The sequence below is a fragment of the Catenibacterium sp. GCM10023432 genome (genome assembly GCF_042651925.1).
Taxonomy (GTDB): Bacteria; Bacillota_I; Bacilli_A; order Erysipelotrichales; family Coprobacillaceae; genus Catenibacterium; species Catenibacterium mitsuoka.
Genome location: NZ_JBHSEB010000003.1, coordinates 17382 through 37211 on the forward strand (window position 1 = coordinate 17382; position 19830 = coordinate 37211).

At 34.9% G+C, this 19830-nt stretch carries 17 protein-coding genes; 2 read left to right on the plus strand and 15 right to left on the minus strand.

Annotated elements, in window-relative coordinates:
- The first annotated feature begins 1 nt into the window (after position 1).
- Together argF and ACFOZZ_RS01320 are read left to right on the plus strand one after the other, a co-directional pair.
- Positions 2–991, plus strand: a complete 990-nt coding sequence (gene argF, locus ACFOZZ_RS01315; RefSeq protein WP_278861498.1) for an ornithine carbamoyltransferase — start codon at positions 2–4, stop codon at positions 989–991.
- Complete coding sequence (locus ACFOZZ_RS01320) at positions 991–1437, plus strand: hypothetical protein (RefSeq protein ID WP_055233707.1); 447 nt, start codon at positions 991–993, stop codon at positions 1435–1437. The genes argF and ACFOZZ_RS01320 overlap by 1 nt, the downstream gene beginning before the upstream one ends.
- Positions 1438–1486: 49 nt before the next feature.
- On the opposite strand, the gene ACFOZZ_RS01325 is transcribed toward ACFOZZ_RS01320, so the two are convergent.
- The 15 genes from ACFOZZ_RS01325 to purE form a co-directional block, all read right to left on the minus strand.
- Positions 1487–2395: a DNA recombination protein RmuC gene (locus ACFOZZ_RS01325; RefSeq protein WP_376814528.1), complete on the minus strand. Its 909-nt coding sequence runs from the start codon at positions 2393–2395 to the stop codon at positions 1487–1489.
- 1 nt (position 2396) lies between these two features.
- On the minus strand, positions 2397–3680 hold the full coding sequence (rlmD, locus tag ACFOZZ_RS01330) for a 23S rRNA (uracil(1939)-C(5))-methyltransferase RlmD (RefSeq protein ID WP_376814537.1): 1284 nt from the start codon (positions 3678–3680) through the stop codon (positions 2397–2399).
- Positions 3677–4663 carry a YihY/virulence factor BrkB family protein gene (locus tag ACFOZZ_RS01335; RefSeq protein WP_238703676.1) on the minus strand — a complete coding sequence of 329 codons (987 nt, stop codon included), beginning with the start codon at positions 4661–4663 and terminating at the stop codon, positions 3677–3679. The genes rlmD and ACFOZZ_RS01335 overlap by 4 nt, the downstream gene beginning before the upstream one ends.
- 29 nt (positions 4664–4692) lie before the next feature.
- Positions 4693–5976, minus strand: coding sequence for an HlyC/CorC family transporter (locus ACFOZZ_RS01340; protein ID WP_278861569.1), 1284 nt, complete (start codon positions 5974–5976; stop codon positions 4693–4695).
- A 150-nt stretch (positions 5977–6126) separates the two neighbouring features.
- Positions 6127–7275: a lactaldehyde reductase gene (gene fucO, locus ACFOZZ_RS01345; RefSeq protein ID WP_055233711.1), complete on the minus strand. Its 1149-nt coding sequence runs from the start codon at positions 7273–7275 to the stop codon at positions 6127–6129.
- Between the two features lie 200 nt (positions 7276–7475).
- On the minus strand, positions 7476–8186 hold the full coding sequence (locus tag ACFOZZ_RS01350; RefSeq protein ID WP_376814529.1) for an LPXTG cell wall anchor domain-containing protein: 711 nt from the start codon (positions 8184–8186) through the stop codon (positions 7476–7478).
- Between the two features lie 225 nt (positions 8187–8411).
- Complete coding sequence (locus ACFOZZ_RS01355) at positions 8412–8957, minus strand: TetR/AcrR family transcriptional regulator C-terminal domain-containing protein (RefSeq protein WP_147556487.1); 546 nt, start codon at positions 8955–8957, stop codon at positions 8412–8414.
- 82 nt (positions 8958–9039) lie between these two features.
- Positions 9040–10419, minus strand: coding sequence for an adenylosuccinate lyase (gene purB, locus ACFOZZ_RS01360; RefSeq protein WP_147556488.1), 1380 nt, complete (start codon positions 10417–10419; stop codon positions 9040–9042).
- Positions 10420–10422: 3 nt separating this feature from the next.
- Positions 10423–14178 carry a phosphoribosylformylglycinamidine synthase gene (locus tag ACFOZZ_RS01365; protein WP_278778949.1) on the minus strand — a complete coding sequence of 1252 codons (3756 nt, stop codon included), beginning with the start codon at positions 14176–14178 and terminating at the stop codon, positions 10423–10425.
- A 9-nt stretch (positions 14179–14187) separates the two neighbouring features.
- Positions 14188–15438 (minus strand): phosphoribosylamine--glycine ligase, encoded by a 1251-nt coding sequence (gene purD / locus ACFOZZ_RS01370; protein WP_376814530.1) that lies wholly within the window; start codon positions 15436–15438, stop codon positions 14188–14190.
- A gap of 11 nt (positions 15439–15449) precedes the next feature.
- Positions 15450–16973, minus strand: a complete 1524-nt coding sequence (gene purH / locus ACFOZZ_RS01375) for a bifunctional phosphoribosylaminoimidazolecarboxamide formyltransferase/IMP cyclohydrolase (RefSeq protein WP_055289588.1) — start codon at positions 16971–16973, stop codon at positions 15450–15452.
- Positions 16970–17560 carry a phosphoribosylglycinamide formyltransferase gene (gene purN, locus ACFOZZ_RS01380; protein ID WP_055233717.1) on the minus strand — a complete coding sequence of 197 codons (591 nt, stop codon included), beginning with the start codon at positions 17558–17560 and terminating at the stop codon, positions 16970–16972. Before purN ends, purH begins: the two co-directional genes overlap by 4 nt.
- On the minus strand, positions 17554–18579 hold the full coding sequence (purM, locus tag ACFOZZ_RS01385; protein WP_055233718.1) for a phosphoribosylformylglycinamidine cyclo-ligase: 1026 nt from the start codon (positions 18577–18579) through the stop codon (positions 17554–17556). Before purM ends, purN begins: the two co-directional genes overlap by 7 nt.
- Before the next feature lie 21 nt (positions 18580–18600).
- Entirely contained in the window at positions 18601–19308 is a 708-nt protein-coding gene (purC, locus tag ACFOZZ_RS01390; protein WP_006506992.1) for a phosphoribosylaminoimidazolesuccinocarboxamide synthase, read from the minus strand.
- A 15-nt stretch (positions 19309–19323) separates the two neighbouring features.
- Positions 19324–19812, minus strand: a complete 489-nt coding sequence (purE, locus tag ACFOZZ_RS01395) for a 5-(carboxyamino)imidazole ribonucleotide mutase (RefSeq protein WP_006506993.1) — start codon at positions 19810–19812, stop codon at positions 19324–19326.
- Positions 19813–19830 lie beyond the last annotated feature (18 nt).

The following is a 19830-nucleotide window of genomic DNA, read 5'->3' on the forward strand; positions in this document are numbered from 1 at the left end:
TATGGATTTACACGGGAGAAGTTTTTTAACACTTAAGGATTATACTAAGGAAGAAATCTATTATCTTCTAGACTTGGCTAAAAAGCTAAAGTCTAAGAAGAAAGCAGGAAAGATTGGTCATTCACTCGAAGGTAAGAATATTGCCTTATTATTCGAAAAGACATCTACACGTACAAGATGTGCTTTTGAAGTAGGTGTTCTTGATGAAGGAGGACATGCTACTTTCTTGACTCAGTCACAGATGGGAAAGAAGGAGTCAATTGAAGATACAGCAAAAGTACTAGGTAGAATGTTTGATGGGATTGAATTTAGAGGATTTAAGCAGGAAAATGTTGAAGCATTAGCTAAGTATTCAGGAGTACCTGTATGGAATGGTTTAACAGATGTTGACCACCCTACTCAGACTTTAGCTGATTTCCTTACTATTCAGGAACATCTAGATAAACCTTTAAATGAGATCAAGTTTGTCTTTACTGGTGATATTAGAAACAATGTATGTTATGGATTAATGTATGGTGCATGTAAGGTGGGAATGCATTTTGTATGTTTAGGTCCTAAATCATTAGAAATGGATCCAGAAGTGGTGGCTTATTGTCAGGAAGAATGTAAAAAGTCTGGTGGAAGTTTGACTATTACTGATGATACAGATGCAGTAGATGGTGCTGATGTTATCTATACTGATATCTGGGTTTCAATGGGTGAAGATGAATCATTGTATAAGCCAAGAGTGGAATTATTAAGTCCATTTAAAGTAACCAAAGAATTAATGAGTAAGACACATAATGACAATACATTATTTATGCATTGCCTTCCATCTTACCATGATTTCGAAACAGAAACAGCAAGAGTAAAACATGAACAGGGATTAGATGTTCGTGAAGTGGATGATGAAGTATTCAGAAGCAAGAACTCTGTTGTATTTGATGAAGCAGAAAATAGACTTCATACAATTAAAGCTGTTATGGTTGCAACTTTAGGTAAAGAAGATTAATGAAACATTTATTTACATCTTACTATAATGACAAAGGCATGTATGTCATATATAACGAAGAGACTGCAAATGCAGATAGTGTGATTGAGTATGTGATTGTTATGTTAGAACAATTTATCAATACACTCGCAGAAGAATCCGATGAAACAATTGAGAATGTAATTGAGATTGTAGGTAAGGATTTTAATGATTTTGTTTCTAGTTATTATGAAGGAAGCTATGAACTACTTATTTCACAGGCAGTAGATCGTGGCTTTGCGAATGAATCACAGGAGTTAGTGGGAGTAAGAGATGAGAATGCGATTGGTATAGACTTAGAATTAAGTAATTATAGTGATCTGTTCTTATTGATGTCATTGGCTGTTTTGAGTTGTGATTATAGTGATAACGCGAAAGATATTATGACATATCTTGAAAGCATGAATAAAAGTAATTCACTTAATTAGTCTACTGGAGGAATTTCCCTCCAGTTTTTTTTACGCAAAAAGAAGAGGATTATTCCTCTTCTATAGCACCATCATAAGCTTGATTGATTGTTTTACTGATTTTATCTTTAGATTTCTCTAGTTCTTTCAGACTCTTTTCAAGAGTACTTAGGTTCTTCATAACTTTACCATAACGGTCATCTAAACGATCAGTATCACTCTTAAGCTTGATAATTTGTTTTTCTATTTCTTTAATATTCTCTGAACGGTTAAAGTCCTTAGTGATGTTAATAAGTGTAAAGACAACTCCCATAAGTGTAGAAGGAGAAGTCATTAATACCTTCTTATTATGCGCATAATCATACAGATCAGCACATTCATCACATAAATAGAGATAGATGGCCTCACTTGGAATAAACATTACCGCTTCTTCCAATGTTTCATCGGTAATATATTTATTAGAAATATCATCTATATGTTTCTTAACATTCTTCTTGAATTCATTCTGATAAGAAATATCCTTTGGATTATCTACTATCTTTAAATAGTTTTCCATAGGAAACTTAGAATCAATAATTAATACTTTTGTATTACCAGGTAAGTGTAAAGCTGCATCACCTATCTTACCATTGCTTAAACGGTACTGTTCCTCATAGATATGCTGATTATCACCACAATAAAGAGATAGGATATGGTAGAGCTGATACTCACCAAAAGTCCCTCTCTTTTTTGTATTGGTCATAATCACATTGATTTCATGCATACCATCAATCATATGATTGATTTTTACATCGGACTGACCAAGTGATCTATTTGTTTCATTTAATAAAGAAATAATAGAATTATATTGTCCATCAAGTGATGAATGAACAGCCTCTGTCTGAATCATCTTATCATGAATTTTCATCTGTGATGTATAGAGAAGATAGATTACAACCACCAATAATACAATACAAATAATACTTAATACTATTTCCATATTACTTACGCTTTAAATCTACAATAATTTCTAAACGAGGTGTATGAGGTTCTTTATCTAAAGAAATTATAGTATTCACATCAAACATTTCTTCTAACTGATGTAATGTCTTTGCGAGAGTACTCATGTTATCAGAAACAATAATGACATGCTTAATACCTGATAAAGTGATAGACTTTAATAAGTCATCAGTCATTCCATCAACAGTTTCATTAATGATTAATGCATCATAACTATGATTCTTTAAATGATGTGCTGCCTGATCATTGACATTTCCAGCAATAAATAGCTTATTGTCTAACTCTAATCTCTTTGCATTTTCAGTGGCATCATGGATACTTACCTTATTGTCATCAATTGCAACAACCTTATTTTCTAACTGTAATTCCATGATTCCTGAACCACACCCCATAGATAAAACATCTTCCTTCTTATCTAATAAAGAAGAAATCTGTCTTGTCTTTTCATCATCCATTTCTGGATTAAGAATCATATCAGAACGTACTGAAATCTTGAAATCCTTATACTGAGCATGTGTCTGACCATAGATTCTCTTAAATCCCTGTTCATAGAAATCCTGATAACGAGATGTATTCACTGTATAATATAATGCAGTGACTTCATCTAATGCAGCAATCTCTTTAGTCACAGTCTGGCTAATACCATCCTGTCCAGTAACGAATGCCACCTGCATTTCTTCACCAATCTGTCGAATGATTAAGAATCTTAAGCCATTCTTGAACTTATCATTATAATCACGACATTTATTTTCATTAAGAATATCTTCAATCTTCACAAGTAAGGAATTGATTTTCTGTGTCTGAAGAGGACAATGATCCATTAAAGTAAGGAATTTTGTTTCACGCTGGTAAACGCCCACACATAGCTTTCCACTGAAGTAAGTAATTGGGAAAGCAACGATATGACGATAATGTTCTGGCTCTTTCATTCCTACAACAGGCTTGATATCCAAGTCTTTTACAGATAAATCTGTATATTTATGAAGTGTTTCTTTTAATAATTCACGTTTATGAACTAACTGATCAGCATAATTCATATGCTTTAAAGCACATCCCATACACTGATTGTACTGATCACATTCAGGATCCTTTCTTGCTGATGAAAGCTTCTTATATGCAGTCACATGACCTAACATATAAGTCTGTGTCTTCTTATCGATTTCTACTTCAACCATTTCTAATGGTAAAGCATTCTGTACGAAGATAACCTTCTTCTTAATATAACCAATACCTTCACCATTAATACCAAGTTTCTTGATATTTATTTCTTCTCTATCTTTTCTTGGCTTTGAAGTGAATCTTCTTGGCTTTCTGTCAAAATCTTTTCTTGGCCCTCTATTTTCTTTCTTATAGCCTTTATCAGACCCCTTCTTGAAGCTTTTGCGGCTATCCTTTCTAGGTTTTTTGTCTTTGTCAAATTTTTTTCTTCTTGGTTTACTCTTTCCAAAATCTTCTCTTGCCATTTCGCGTTGTTCCTCCTTAAATATGCAATATGAGTCAAATACATTCCTACATAGAAAATCTCACTTGCCCAATCAAATACAAATAAGATAACACAGATTGAGGTAAGTGGTCCATATAAAGATGTAAGATCTGCATATTTAAAATAATAGTTTAATGCAATATATAAAATCACTATCCCACCAGAAGTTACAAAAGCTCCCTGAAGGGCTTCATGATATGTGATACGTTCTCTAGGCACTATCATATAGATAGCCATAAAAAATAGGACCATAATAAGAAATAATAGGACAAAGCGCATAAATGCAATGCCATATAAAAAATGAAATACTCTTGATATAGGTCCTGTCGCAAGTAATACAATTGAAATCAGTAATGTCCCAAGTAGTAGCATTGTCACCTTAAAGACATAAATATACCAGGCAATCACTGATTCACTTCTCTCTTCTACTGAAAACATCTTCTTAGAAATATCATAGATATTCCCTATACCTCTAGATACAGCATAAAAAGACCAAATAAACACTAATATAGAGACTGTATTTAAAGAGCTGCCCTTTAATGTATCAAGAAGCATCTCTGCATAAGCGGGCTGAATAAACTCTTTAATACCCATCTCTAGAATCTCTACGCTAATATGTAAAGAAGATGTCACAACTGCAATAATAGTTGTAGCAGGGATCAGCAGGATGATTAAATAAAATGATAAAGCAGCGCTAGAGAAACTAGGTACATAATAACGATAGTCATCATATATAGCCATTGCCTTATTATATATATCTTTCATGACTGCTCCCCTCCAAAAGAAAAAACACTTTAATCGTGTTTTTCTTCATTTTCTTTTTGACTTTCCTCTTCTGGGATAATAAGTCTCAATAATTCAATTCTGTTTTTATCAATCTTTTCAATAATAAACATACAGTCATCAACATAAACCTTCTGATGAGGATTTGGTGAACCATTCACCTGACCTAAGACAAGACCACCAATAGATTCAAATTCTTCTGAAGCAAATTCTGTACCACAGCGGTCATTGACTTCATCTATGTTTAAACTGCCATCTACTAAATAGACGTTTTTAGAGATCTTCTTTACTTCTTCACTATTGTCATCATATTCATCATCGATTTCACCAACGATTTCTTCGACAATATCTTCTAATGTCACAATACCAGCCATAACACCATATTCATCTAATACAACTGATAAAGAAACATGCTCCTTACGCATAGAAGCAAAAACATCTGAAATATGATTAAATTCATAAACGAAATAAGCATCACGCATATAATCCTTTACCTGGAAATGTTCATGATCAACAGGATTCATTAAGATATCCTTGATATGTAATACACCAACAATCTCATCACCCTCTTCTGAAAGAACAGGTAAACGAGAATACTGTGATTCCTGTAATACAGCAACCACTTCATCATAAGTCGCATCATAATCAACTGTAGCCACATGAATACGTGGCGTCATGATTTCTTTAATATCAGTATCACCAAAATCAAAGATATTATGCATCATTTCTTTTTCTTCATCTTCTAATACACCTTCTTCATGAGACACATTTACAATTGTTTTTAAGTCTTCTTCAGAAAGTGTAGGCTGTTGATCAATACTACCACCTAATATATGAATCAAGCCATGAGACACAGCTGTTAAGATAACAACAACTGGTGTAAATATGAAATTTATTAATTGAATAAAGCGACAGAATCTATAACATAATGCTTCTGCTTTACTTACAGCTAAAGTCTTTGGTGTAATTTCACCAAAAATAAGAATCATTAACGTAACAAACCCTGTTGCAACCGCAACACCTGTTCCTTCATTACCAAATACACTGATCACAAATGATGTAGTCAATGAAGAAGCTAAAATGTTGACAAGGTTATTGCCTACTAGAATTGTACTTAATAAATGGTCTGTATCTTCTAAAAGATTAGAAACAATTAAAGCCTTGGCGTGATGAGGATCTTCTTCATCCTCACTTACAGTCTTTACTCTAATCTTAGAAACAGACATAAATGCAGTTTCTGCACTAGAAAATAAGCCTGACAATCCTATCAATATAATAAAAATAACAACCATCATTATCTGACTCGAGTCCACGACACTATCATACTCCTTTAATAACTCTATTGAGTGCTATATATAAAAGCACAAGTCTATTATACATTTTTTATAAGAAACATCAATAAAAAACAAAAAGGAGGAACAAAAGTTCCTCCCGATGAATGATTATTATTTAAGTAATGATCTATATAATGCTTCAATATCTTCTACTGAAGTATCTCTTGGGTTACCAGGACGGCAAGCATCAGCATATGCATCCTTAGCTAACTGAGGAATATCTTCTTCCTTAACAACACCCTTAAGAGTCATTTCGATACCTACATCTTCACCTAACTTCTTAACAGCATCTACAGCAGCCTTACGATATTCTTCCTGAGTCATACCATCAACACCTTCAACACCCATTGCCTTAGCAATGTCTTTATACTTTTCACCAGTATATTCAGCATTGTATTCCATAGTTGTTGGAAGTAAGATTGCACAAGCTTTACCATGAGGCATATCATAGTAAGCACTTAATGTATGAGCCATAGAATGGTCAACACCTAAACCTACGTTAGAGAATCCCATACCAGCAACATACTGACCTAAAGCCATACCTTCACGTCCTTCAGCAGTGTTTTCAACAGCACCTCTTAATGAACGAGCGATGATTTCGATAGCTTTAATATGGAACATATCTGAAAGTTCCCAAGCACCTTTAGTAATATAACCTTCGATAGCATGAGTTAAAGCATCCATACCTGTAGCAGCAGTTAATCCTTTTGGCATTGAAGACATCATTTCTGGGTCAACAACAGCAACTACTGGAATATCATGAGTATCTACACATACGAATTTACGTTTCTTTTCAACATCAGTAATTACATAGTTGATTGTAACTTCAGCAGCAGTACCTGCAGTAGTAGGAACAGCGATGATTGGAGTACAAGGATTCTTAGTTGGTGCAACACCTTCTAATGAACGTACATCAGCAAATTCAGGGTTTGTAATGATGATACCGATTGCTTTAGATGTATCCATTGAAGATCCACCACCGATAGCTACGATACAGTCAGCGCCTGCTTCTTTAAATGCAGCAACACCAGTCTGTACGTTTTCGATAGTTGGGTTTGGTTTAATGTTGCTGTAAAGAACATATTCAATACCAGCTTCATCTAATAAATCAGTTACTTTCTTAGTAACACCAAACTTTACTAAATCAGGGTCAGAAGCAACAAATGCTTTCTTAAATCCTCTTGCTTTAATTTCTTCAGGAACAGCTTTAATAGCACCTGCTCCATGATAACTTGTTTCATTTAACATGAACTTATACATGATTATCAATCTCCTTTTAATTAACTTTTCTGACTTCATGTTAACATTGTAAGTGTTATCATTCAAGTGACAGATAAGTGGATTTGTCACTTTGTGAATATTTTTACAAAAACTTGTTTTAAAAAAAGACAATCGATTTCTCAATTGTCATTTCATTCCCTAAATATTCAATTTTACTTACGCTTACTTTAATTGACAGATTATTCAGTAATTCTCTTTTTTGTAGTTAATACAACTGCTGCTAAAGCACTTACTAATAACAATGAAGCATATAATGGAACATTCATAGTATCACCAGTCTTTGGTGCTTCTTTCTTAGTAGTTGTAGTAGTTGTTGTTGTACCTTTATTTTCTGCAGGTTTTGCATGTTTTGCAGGTTTTGTAGGTGTAGTAGGAGTTACAGTTGGTGCTGGAGCCTTTACTGAAGTTTCTACATACATAGACTTATATTTATCCTGACCGTTTAATTCGAATGCAAAAGCAAATTCAATTTTAGAATACTTAGTCCAATCTACTGAAATCTGGTTTGTAAAAGTATCATCCCAAGTTTTTGCATTTTTTAATGCATCGTTAGTAAATGTGATCTTACCTTTACCTTCTTCATTTACTTCTACCTTAGATGGAACACTGATAATAGGCATTGCTGCGTCATCTGCGCCATAAACATACATTTCCTGAGGATAAACTGCTCCACCTTTAGCATCTACTTCAAAGACAATATCACTATCACCTGTCCATTTAGGTGTAGTTAAAGTGATTTCTGGTTCATAAGCTACAGGTGTAGTTGTAGTTTCAGTTACAGCTGGAGTTTCTCCAGTTACTACTGCATCTTCTGCAAATACTGTTGTAGTAGATAATGCTGATACTGATAAAGCAAAAGCGACTAACATAGTCATCAATTTCTTGTTCATAATCGTTTTCTCCTTGTTTGATTTGTCCCAAAAAGAAGTCTTTTCACTTTTCTAATAATGCAAAAAAGGCATAGAATATCTATTAAGAATAAATAATCCATGTCGATACACTATAAGTTTGTCAAAAAAATCAGAGTGCCCCTTCATATGTATTTCTTCTATCCATCATAATCGTAAAAAAGCATTATTTAGAGCGAATGTTGTATTATGCAAAAAAAAGAGATCTTATTTCAGATCTCGTAAAAGTTCATCTAACTTTGGTGGTAATGCTTCTATCAGCATATCAGCTAATTCTTCAGGCTTCAGCTTATATCCTCCTGTTGCCCAGTCTACAGTCATAGTAATAGACCCATGACAATACATTTCCAATAAGAATTCAATATCTGATGGGATATTATTATCTAGCTTTCTCTTAATAATATTCTGATAGAAAGTGAGAATACAGTTATAATCATAGTTTTCTACATTATTATAATCTTTAGATTTAAATGCTTCTTTAAAGAATACTCTATCATTATAAATAAATTGAAACTTCTTAATAAGCCCTTCTCTTAATGTTTCACTATTCCCAATCTGCAAGAAAGACTTATCCGCCAATACTTCAAAATACCAGTTCACAAGATCATATTTATCGCGAAAATAACGATAAAATGTCTGTCTAGTCTTACCGCTCATTTCCACAATATCAGTCACTGTGATCTTATCAAGAGACTGATGATTCATCAATTCTTTGATGCATTCTGCAAATACATATCGTGTATCTCCCAACATTATCACCACCTTTTGTTACATTATAACAAACCTATTTCCAAAAATAAAGAAGACAACCCCCATAGAGGTTGTCTCTTAATGATTAAAGTTCGATATCACAAAGTTCTGAAGCTAAACCAATGTATGAAGAAGGTGTCATATCTAATAAAGTCTGACGATCTTCATCACTTAACTGTTCTAGGCTCTTTGCGAATGCCTGGATATCTTCCTGAGAAATATTCTTACCACGAGTTAAGGCCTTAAGTGTATCATAAGCATCTGGTACACCATATTTTCTTAACATTGTCTGAATAGGTTCTGCAAGAACTTCCCATTTTTCATTTAAGTCTTTTGCAAGCTTTTCTTTATTTACAACACACTTAGCTAAGCCACCAGTTGTTTCAGAAATAGCCTGTAATGAATATCCGAAGCATAATCCTAAGTTACGCTGACTTGAAGAGTCTGATAAGTCTCTCTGCATTCTTGACTTAGGAAGCTTGTTAGATAATGCGACACATAGATTATTTGATAAATCAATGTTTGCTTCAGAGTTTTCAAAACGGATTGGGTTAACCTTATGAGGCATAGTTGAAGAACCAACTTCACCCTTAACAGGAATCTGTTTAAAGTATTCCATTGAGATATATAACCACATATCCACATCTAAGTCAGCCAATATATTGTTGAAATGGCGGATACCATCTAAGATATGACAAGTATAGTCATGAGATTCAATCTGTGTAGTTAATGGATTGAATGTAAGTCCTAAATAGTCTTCTACGAATTCCTTATTTAATGTAGGCCAATCTTCATTAGGGAAGGCTGTTAGGATTGCACTGTAGTTACCAGTTGCCCCATTGAATTTTGCTTTAATCTTGATATTTTCAATGTTTTCAATACTAGAAAAGAAACGATAAGCATAGACTTTGAATTCTTTACCAATAGTTGTAGGTGTAGCAGGCTGTCCATGAGTATGTGCCAGCATTGCATCATCCTTATGATCTACTGCTAATTTATTAATCATTGAAGCAAATTCTTTAGCTGCAGGTAACCAAACATCCTTTAAGCCATGTTTAATCATACATGCATATGATGTATTATTGATATCTTCAGAAGTACATCCGATATGTACATAGCTTTCTAAATGTTCATAACCTAAAGCTTTGAGCTTCTCATCAATGAAATATTCTACTGCCTTAACATCATGTCTTGTAACAGATTCGATTTCTTTAATTCTCTTGAAAGAATCAAAGTTGAAATCCTTAGAAATCGCAAGAATATCATCCACCTTGTTAGGATCAACCTTGTCTAAAGTTTCTGTATGAAGGTGATCCAACTGGAACTTCAACCACTGGATTTCTACAAACACTCTATACTTAACAAGTGCATATTCACTGAAATAATCAGCTAACTGATCTTTAATCTTGCCATAACGTCCATCTAGAGGACAGAGTGTCATACTTTCAAATTCTAATTTATCCATTCGTTATTCTCCTTTAAAATACTTCACGCCGGCTTCAAATAACTTCTGATCCATTTCACCGTAGATGTTAAGGTCTCTGTTTTCACCCTGACGTTCAGAATGACCCATCTTACCTAGTATTCTACCATCTTCAGAAACGATACCTTCAATACCATACATAGAACCATTAGGGTTATATGGAGATTCCATAGTCACATTTCCATTTGGATCAACATACTGGAATGCTACCTGACCATTATCAATTAACTGATCAAGTACTTCCTGAGGTGCAACGAAACGTCCTTCACCATGAGAAATAGGGATAATATGTTCATCACCTAACTCTACATTAGCAAGCCATGGAGACTTCACGCTAGATACTCTTGTAGTCACCATCTGAGATAAGTGGCGTCCAATTGTATTGAATGTTAGAGTAGGATCATCTTTGCTCATATCCTTAATATGTCCATGAGGAAGTAAACCAAGTTTTACTAATGCCTGGAATCCATTACAGATACCAATCATTAAGCCTTCACGATTGTCTAATAAATCATCGATTGCAGCCTTTAATCTTGGGTTACGTAATACAGTTGCAATGAACTTACCTGAACCTTCAGGTTCATCACCAGCTGAGAAACCACCTGGTAGCATCACGATCTGTGCATTATGGATTGCTTCTTCTAATTCATCAACAGACTTCTTAATATCTTCTTCTGTCTTATTTCTAATAAGAACAAGCTGAACCTTTGCACCTGCTTTTTCAAATGCACGTTTAGAATCAAATTCACAGTTAGTTCCTGGGAATACAGGAATAACAACATTGACTTCATCATACTTCTTAGAAGCAAACATCTTGCCTCTTTCATTACAGTCACCAGTACGTACTTCTGTAGTAGGTGCCTTTGCTGTAGTAGGATATACAGATTCTAATGGTGCACAGTTGATTTCATATGCATCATCAAGTGTCACTTTCTCACCCTTATATGATACAGCCTTTTCTTCATTTGTAGAAGCAATAATACGAACATTTTCATATCCTGCAACAACTTCAGCGTTTTCTACTTCCACAACGATATGTCCAAAGTTCTTTTCAACTAAGTCATTAAGTGTTAAAGCATCATCAAATGCTACACCAATTTCATTACCAAATGCCATCTTATAAACAGCTTCAACTAAACCACCGTCTTTAACTGTATAAGCTGAATAAGCCTTACCAGACTGAATCAATGCTTCTACAGCATCAAACTGTTTTCTTAAAGCTTCAAAATCAAATACATGGAATTCATCCTTTGGAAGCATAAATTCTACTAATACATGTCCTGCTTCTTTTAATTCAGGAGTGATGACTTTGTGTACATCTCCACCAGTAATTGCGAATGATACTAAAGTTGGAGGAACATCTAAGTCTTCAAATGAACCTGACATAGAATCCTTACCACCAATTGAAGGTAATAATAATTCTTCCTGAGCGCGATAAGCACCTAGTAATGCACTAAATGGTTTACCCCATCTCTTAGGATCATTTAATAACTTTTCAAAGAATTCCTGGAATGAGAAACGGATTGTATGCCATGTACCACCCATTGCGATGATCTTTGCGACAGATTCTACAACTGCATTGATTGCACCATGATATGGTGACCATTCAGAAATAAGTGGGCTATAACCATAACTCATTAATGAACATGTAGTTGTTTCTTTTCCTAATACTGGAATTAATGCAGCCATACCTTCAGTTTCTGTACGGTAAGTCTTACCACCAAATGGTGAAAGAACAGTACCATTACCGATAGAAGAGTCAAAACGTTCTACTAAGCCCTTCTGAGAAGCTGTAGATAAACGTGATAATACTTCTTTAGTTGTTTCAGTAAAGTTTTCTTTTGCTTCTGGATTGAATGGTGCCTTATCAAAATCAGGTAATTCTACATGGATATCCTGATAACGTTTAGCTCCTGCTTCATCTAGGAAGTCTCTAGAGATATCTACAATAGTATCTCCCATATATTTCATAGTTAAACGGTTCTTATCTGTAACTGTAGCCACCTGTACAACTTCAAGGTTTTCATCATGAGCAGCCTTGATACAGAAGTCTTTATCACATTCATTGATGACAATAGCCATACGTTCCTGTGATTCACTAATTGCAAGTTCAGTACCATTTAAACCTTCATATTTCTTTAATACTGCATCTAAGTTAATATCAAGACCAGGTGCTAATTCACCAACTGCAACGCTGACACCTCCAGCACCAAAGTCATTACATCTTACAATCTTCTTAGAGAATTCTTTATTTCTAAATAATCTCTGAATCTTTCTTTCTTCAACTGGATTACCTTTCTGTACCTCAGCACCAGCAGTTTCAGTTGTCTTTAATTCATGTTTCTTAGAAGAACCAGTGGCACCACCAATACCATCACGACCAGTACGTCCACCAATTAATAAGACAATCTGTCCATTTTCAGGAATTAATCTCTTAACCTGTTCTTCTGGTGCAGCTGCAACTACAGCACCTAATTCCATTCTCTTAGCAACATAACCCTGATCATATACTTCATGTACAAAACCAGTCGTTAAACCAATCTGGTTACCATAAGAAGAGAAACCATGAGCTGCTTCTTCACAGATCTTTCTCTGTGGTAATTTACCAGGAAGTGTATCTTCTAATTTCTGACGTGGATCACCTGCACCAGTAATACGCATTGACTGGTAAACATAAGCACGACCTGATAATGGGTCACGAATTGCACCGCCTAAACATGTAGCGGCACCACCAAATGGTTCAATTTCAGTTGGATGGTTATGTGTTTCATTCTTAAACATTAATAACCAATCTTCATCACCATCAGTTGTATGAACCTTTAAACGAACTGAGCAGGCATTGATTTCTTCAGATACTTCCATATCATCCAAATAGCCACGCTTTCTAAGTTCTTTCATAGAAATAGTTGCTAGATCCATTAAAGTAAGTGGTCTCTTTGTATCTACACCATAAACAACATGACGGCTTGCTTTATATTTTTCTACATCTTTTTCTAAGATTTCTTTAAATGCACCATTTGCGATATCAATATCAGTAATAACTGTCGCAAATGTAGTATGACGACAATGGTCAGACCAGTAAGTATCTAATACTCTGATTTCAGTTTCTGTAGGATCTCTCTTTTCTATATCTCTGAAATAGTTCTGAGTCACTTTTAAGTCATCGAAGTTCATAGCAAGACTCATCTTTTCAAGTAATGCTTCAACTTCTTCATCAGTGAAACCAATAAATCCTTCAATAACTGGAACCTTCTTGATTTCAACAACAGCATCATTTAAATCTACTGGCTTTTCTAAAGACGCTTCTCTAGAATCAACAGGGTTAATTAAATAATGTTTAATTGCTGGTAATTCATCACTAGAAACACCTTCGATCACAATAAGCTTTGCACATTTAACCTTAACGCCTTTTTCACCAGTTAATAACTGGAAGCACTGTTCACAGGCATCAGCTCTAGCATCATACTGTCCTGGAAGATATTCAATCGCAAAACTTACAGCTCCTTCTGGAATTGCATATTCTTCACGATATACTTCATCTACCATTGGCTCAGAAAGAATAGTAGGAATACCTTCTTCTAATACTTCTTCAGTAATACCCTGAAGATCATAACGGTTGACAACTGTTAAGTTAGAAATGTCAGTCAAACCAAGTCTTGTCATCAAATCATGTTTGATAGAGTCTGCTTCAACCGCATTTTCTTTTCTTTTTTCTACATAAACGCGATAAACTTTAGCCATGTTATCCTCCTAATGTAAGCCAATATCTTTACGCATATACATGCCATCAAAATGAATGTTTTCAATTGCATCATAGACTTTCTTTCTTGTTTCTTCAAGATCATGTCCTAATGCACAAACATTTAATACACGTCCACCATTTGTAACGATTTCATTGTTTTCATTACGTTTAGTACCTGCATGGAAGACAACAATACCTTCTGGAAGATGATCTAAACCAGTAATGACTTTACCCTTTTCGTAAGATCCAGGATAGCCTCCACTTGCAAGAACAACACATGTTGCCTGTTCATCTTTCCACTTAACATCTACATCTTTTAATGTATTTGTAGCACATCCATACATCACTTCATATAAATCACTTTCAAGTCTCATTAAGATAACCTGAGTTTCAGGATCACCAAAACGAACATTGAATTCTAATACCTTTACATCCTGATCCTTGATCATTAATCCAATAAAGACAACCCCACGATAATCCATATGATCTTCATGTAAGCCTTTCATGAATGGGTCAAGAATCTTTTCTTTGAAAGTCCCTTCCATACCTTCAGGTAAAAATGGGTTAGGTGATACAGTACCCATACCTCCAGTATTTGGACCTTCATTATTATCATAAATCTGTTTATGATCTTTTGCAGATACCATAGGTACGATTGTATCATGGTCTACAAAGCATAATAGAGAACATTCAAAACCAGTTAAGAATTCTTCTAAAACAACCTTTTTACCAGCATCACCAAAAGCACTGCCATCAAGCATCACTTTAAGTTCTTCTTTAGCCTGTTCTTTTGTTTCACAGATTACTACGCCCTTACCTGCTGCAAGACCATCAGCCTTAACAACAACAGGAAGATCAAAAGCATCTAATGCTTCAACAGCTGATTCATAATCAGTCACTTCTTCATACTTTGCAGTAGGAATATTGTGCTTTTTCATGAAATCCTTAGAGAAGGCTTTAGAACCTTCAAGAATAGCTGATTCTTTTCTAGGACCAAATACTTTGTGTCCTCTTTCTTCTAAATAGTCAGCAAGTCCCATACATAATGGTACTTCAGGACCAATAACAGTTAAATCAATACCCTTTTCTTCAACAGTCTTTAAGATAAAAGGCATATCTTCTACACTACCTGGAATACATACAGCATCCATACCAGGATTACCAGGAATAGCATATAATTCAGTAACATGTTTACTCTGTTTTAATTTCCAGGCAATTGCATGTTCTCTTCCACCACTACCAATAACAAGAACCTTCATATGACGCCTCCTTAGTGTCTAAAATGTCTATAACCATTGAATACCATTGTCATATCATGTTCATCACAATAGTCAATGGATTCCTGATCACGAACTGATCCACCAGGCTGTACAATAGCCTTAATACCTGCTTCATCAGCCACCTGTGCACAATCACTAAATGGGAAGAAAGCATCACTTGCTAATACAGCACCATGGAAATCCTTATCAGGATTATTATGAATTGCATTTTCTAATGCCCAGATACGTGAAGTCTGTCCTCCACCAACAGCTAAAGTACATCCGTTTTTCACTAGTACGATTGCATTAGACTTAACATATTTAACAACCTTTAAACCAAATTCCATATCAGATAATTCAGCTTCTGTTGGCTGCTTTTTAGTCACTACTTTCATTTCATCAATAAGCTTAGTATTTAATTCCTGAACAAGTGCTTTACCTTCAAGATACTTAATATCATACTTAGCATCACGTGCATCAAGATTCTTAAGCTTTAATAAACGTAAGTTCTTCTTCTTTTCTAATACTTCTAAAGCATCATCATCAAAATCAGGTGCTGCAATGATTTCTAAGAAAGTCTTCTTCATTTCTAAAGCAGTTTCCTTATCAATCTTATAGTTTACAGCGATGATTCCACCAAAGATAGAAGTTGGATCACCTTCATAAGCACGCTTATAAGATTCATAACCAGTCTTACCAATAGCAACTCCACAAGGTGTTGAATGCTTAATTGCAACAGTCACTAACTGATCACCAAATTCTCTTACGCAGGCAACTGCACCATATAAGTCATTCACGTTATTGAAAGAAATTTCTTTACCATGTAACTGTTCATAATCTAATAAAGAATGCTGAACATATGGATCAACGTAGGCATTTGCACTCTGCTGAGAGTTTTCACCATAACGTAAATGATCTGTCTTCTTTAATGAAATATTTAAGATATCAGGGAATTCATCATGTACCTGATCAGCGAAATAACGAGAAATCATTGCATCATAGCTTCCTGTTAAGCTATAAGCCTTATAAGCAAGATTCATTCTGAATTCAAAATCAGTCTTATCTTCTCTAATAGCTTCTAATACAGCATCATAATCTTTTGGATCAGTAACAATCAATACATCCTTGAAGTTCTTAGCAGCAGAACGGATCATTGAAGGTCCACCGATATCAATATTTTCAATCATTTCAGCCATTGGCTTTCCAGCCTTAAGCGCTTTTTCAAACTCATAGAGATTACAACAAACAAGATCAATAGGTGTAATACCCATTTCTTCTACAGTCTTGACATGTTCTTCTACATCTCTTCTAAATAGAATACCACCATGTACTTTTGGATGAAGTGTCTTAACTCTTCCATCAAGAATTTCAGGGAAACCTGTCACATCATCGATTTCAATAGCTTTTACACCTGCTTCTAATAGTTTCTTATATGTTCCACCAGTAGAAACAACTTCAAATCCTAATTCTTCAAGACCTTTCGCAAATTCAACAATACCTTCTTTATTTGTAACTGATACTAACGCTCTTTTCAACTGATCTTCACCCTTTCATTTTCTACAGAAACACGTCCTTCACAATATAAAGCAACAGCTTCTGGTAAGATTTCATGTTCGATTTCCAAGACACGTGCCTGAATATCTTCAGGAGTCTCTAAATCTGAAATATCAACCGCTCTTTGTAAGATGATTGGCCCACCATCCACTTCTCCAGTAACGAAATGAACAGTTGCACCTGATACCTTCACACCTCTTTTAAACACCGCTTCATGGACATGCATTCCATAGAATCCAGGACCACAGAAAGATGGAATAAGTGAGGGATGAATATTAATAATACGATTCTTATATTGTTCAATCAGCTTATCTCCAACAATAGCAAGATAACCAGCTAATACAACAACATCAATCTTTTCTTCTTCAAATCTCTTTAAGATCACATCTTCATCCTTGATCCATTCTGCCTGAATACCATGAAGACGGGCTCTTTCTAAACCGTAAGCCTTCTTACGGTTAGAAATAACCAGACGGATCTGTCCATTGATTTTTCCGGCTTCACACGCATCGATGATGGACTGAAGATCAGTTCCACCACCAGATACGCATACAGCTATGTTTAGCATAATTCTGCTCCCTTTTCACCTTCAGCAATATAACCTACTTCATAGCTTTCATAGCCAGCAGCATTAATTGCTTCGATAGTCTTTTCAACATCTGCAGGATCAACAGCAAGAACCATACCTAATCCCATATTGAATGTGTTGTACATCATCTTTTCTTCAACGTTTCCTGCTTTTGCAATTAAGCCAAAGATAGGAGGTACTTTATAGCTGTCCTTCTTAACAACAGCCTTTACACCATCAGGTAACATTCTAGGAAGGTTTTCATAGAATCCTCCACCAGTAATATGGCTACATCCCTTAACCTTGATACCAGCATTCTTTACGCTCTTTAATGCTTTTACATAAATCTTAGTAGGGGCAATTAATGCTTCACCTAAAGTAGTACCTAATTCATCATAATAAGTATCTAAAGATTCCTTAGTCATTTCAAATACGCTACGTACTAAAGAGAATCCATTACTATGTACACCAGTAGATGCAATACCAATTAAAGCATCACCAGGCTTGATTGTAGAACCATCAATAATATCTTTCTTATCTACAACACCTACTGCAAAACCAGCTAAATCATAATCATCAATAGGCATTAACCCTGGATGTTCTGCAGTTTCACCACCAACAAGGGCACATTCAGACTGAATACATCCTTCAGCAACACCCTTAACGATAGTCGCAATCTTTTCAGGATAATTCTTACCACATGCAATGTAATCAAGGAAGAATAGAGGTTCTCCACCTGAACAAGCAATATCATTCACACACATTGCGACTGCATCAATACCAATTGTATCGTGTTTATCCATTACAAAAGCAAGTTTTACCTTTGTACCACAGCCATCAGTACCAGATAAAAGAACTGGTTCTTCCATATCCTTGATCTTGCTTAAATCAAAAGCACCAGCAAAACCACCAATACCACCAAGTACTTCTGGTCTCATAGTCGCTTTAACATGCTTCTTCATTAATTCTACTGACTTATAACCTGCTTCAATGTCTACTCCAGCTTTTTTATAATCCATGTTTCTTCATCCTTTTATCTATTATTTTTCCATTCTTGCAAGAACTGCTTTATAAGTTTCAATTAAATCTCCGATATCCTGTCTGAATACGTCTTTGTCATACTTCTTGTTAGTATCTACATCCCATAAACGGCAAGAATCTGGTGAGATTTCATCAGCTAATACGATTTCGCCTTCTTTAGTCTTACCAAATTCGATTTTGAAATCTACAAGCTTTAAGTTTAATCTTAAAAAGAAAGCCTTAAGTAATTCGTTGATCTTTAATGTTTCAGATTTAATAGTGTTATATTCATCTCTAGTGCAAAGACCTAAAGCAACAGCATGGTCTTCATTGATTAATGGATCACCATATTCATCATTCTTATAACTAATTTCAAAAATTGGTTCTGCTAAAACAACACCTTCCTTAGCCCCAAGTCTCTTACAGAAAGAACCTGTTGTAATATTACGCACAATAACTTCTAGTGGGAAGATTTCTACTTTCTTAACTAAATCATCAGTATCATTTAACTTTTCAATCATATGAGTCTTGATACCAGCTTCTTCTAACATATCAAAGATAATACCTGAAATAGTGTGGTTTAATACACCCTTACCAGCAAACTGATCATGTTTTACACCATTACCTGCAGTTGCATCATCTTTATAATGCATTAAGATAACATCTTCATTATCAGTTGCAAAAATTTCCTTAGCTTTTCCTTCGTACATTAATTCTTTCTTTTCCATTGTTGTTTTCTCCTCTTATCTGTATTTTTCTGAAATTTCGTTATTTGTATCTAAGCAGGCTTTTTCCATAGCCTGACGGTTGTTCTTTAATTTTTCACTTAATTCTGGATATTTGATTGCCATGATTTCAAGTGCTAACCAAGCAGCATTCTTAGCACCATCAATTGCAACTGTTGCAACTGGGATACCAGAAGGCATCTGGACAATTGATAATAAGGCATCCATTCCATCTAAACTTGCACCTTTAATTGGAATACCAATAACTGGTAACACTGTCATAGAAGCAACGACACCAGGTAAGGCAGCAGCCATACCCGCAGCTGTTAAAATAACATCTGTTCCATTGTTGTTGCATTCTTCTACAAATTCACTCAATGCACGATGTGCACGGTGTGCAGATAAAGCACGTACTTCAACATCTACGCCATATTCTTTTAATATAGCAATTCCTTTTTCTACCTTTGCTTCATCAGAGGCAGAACCCATAATTACTGCAGCTTTCATTTCAGTCCTCCATTATTT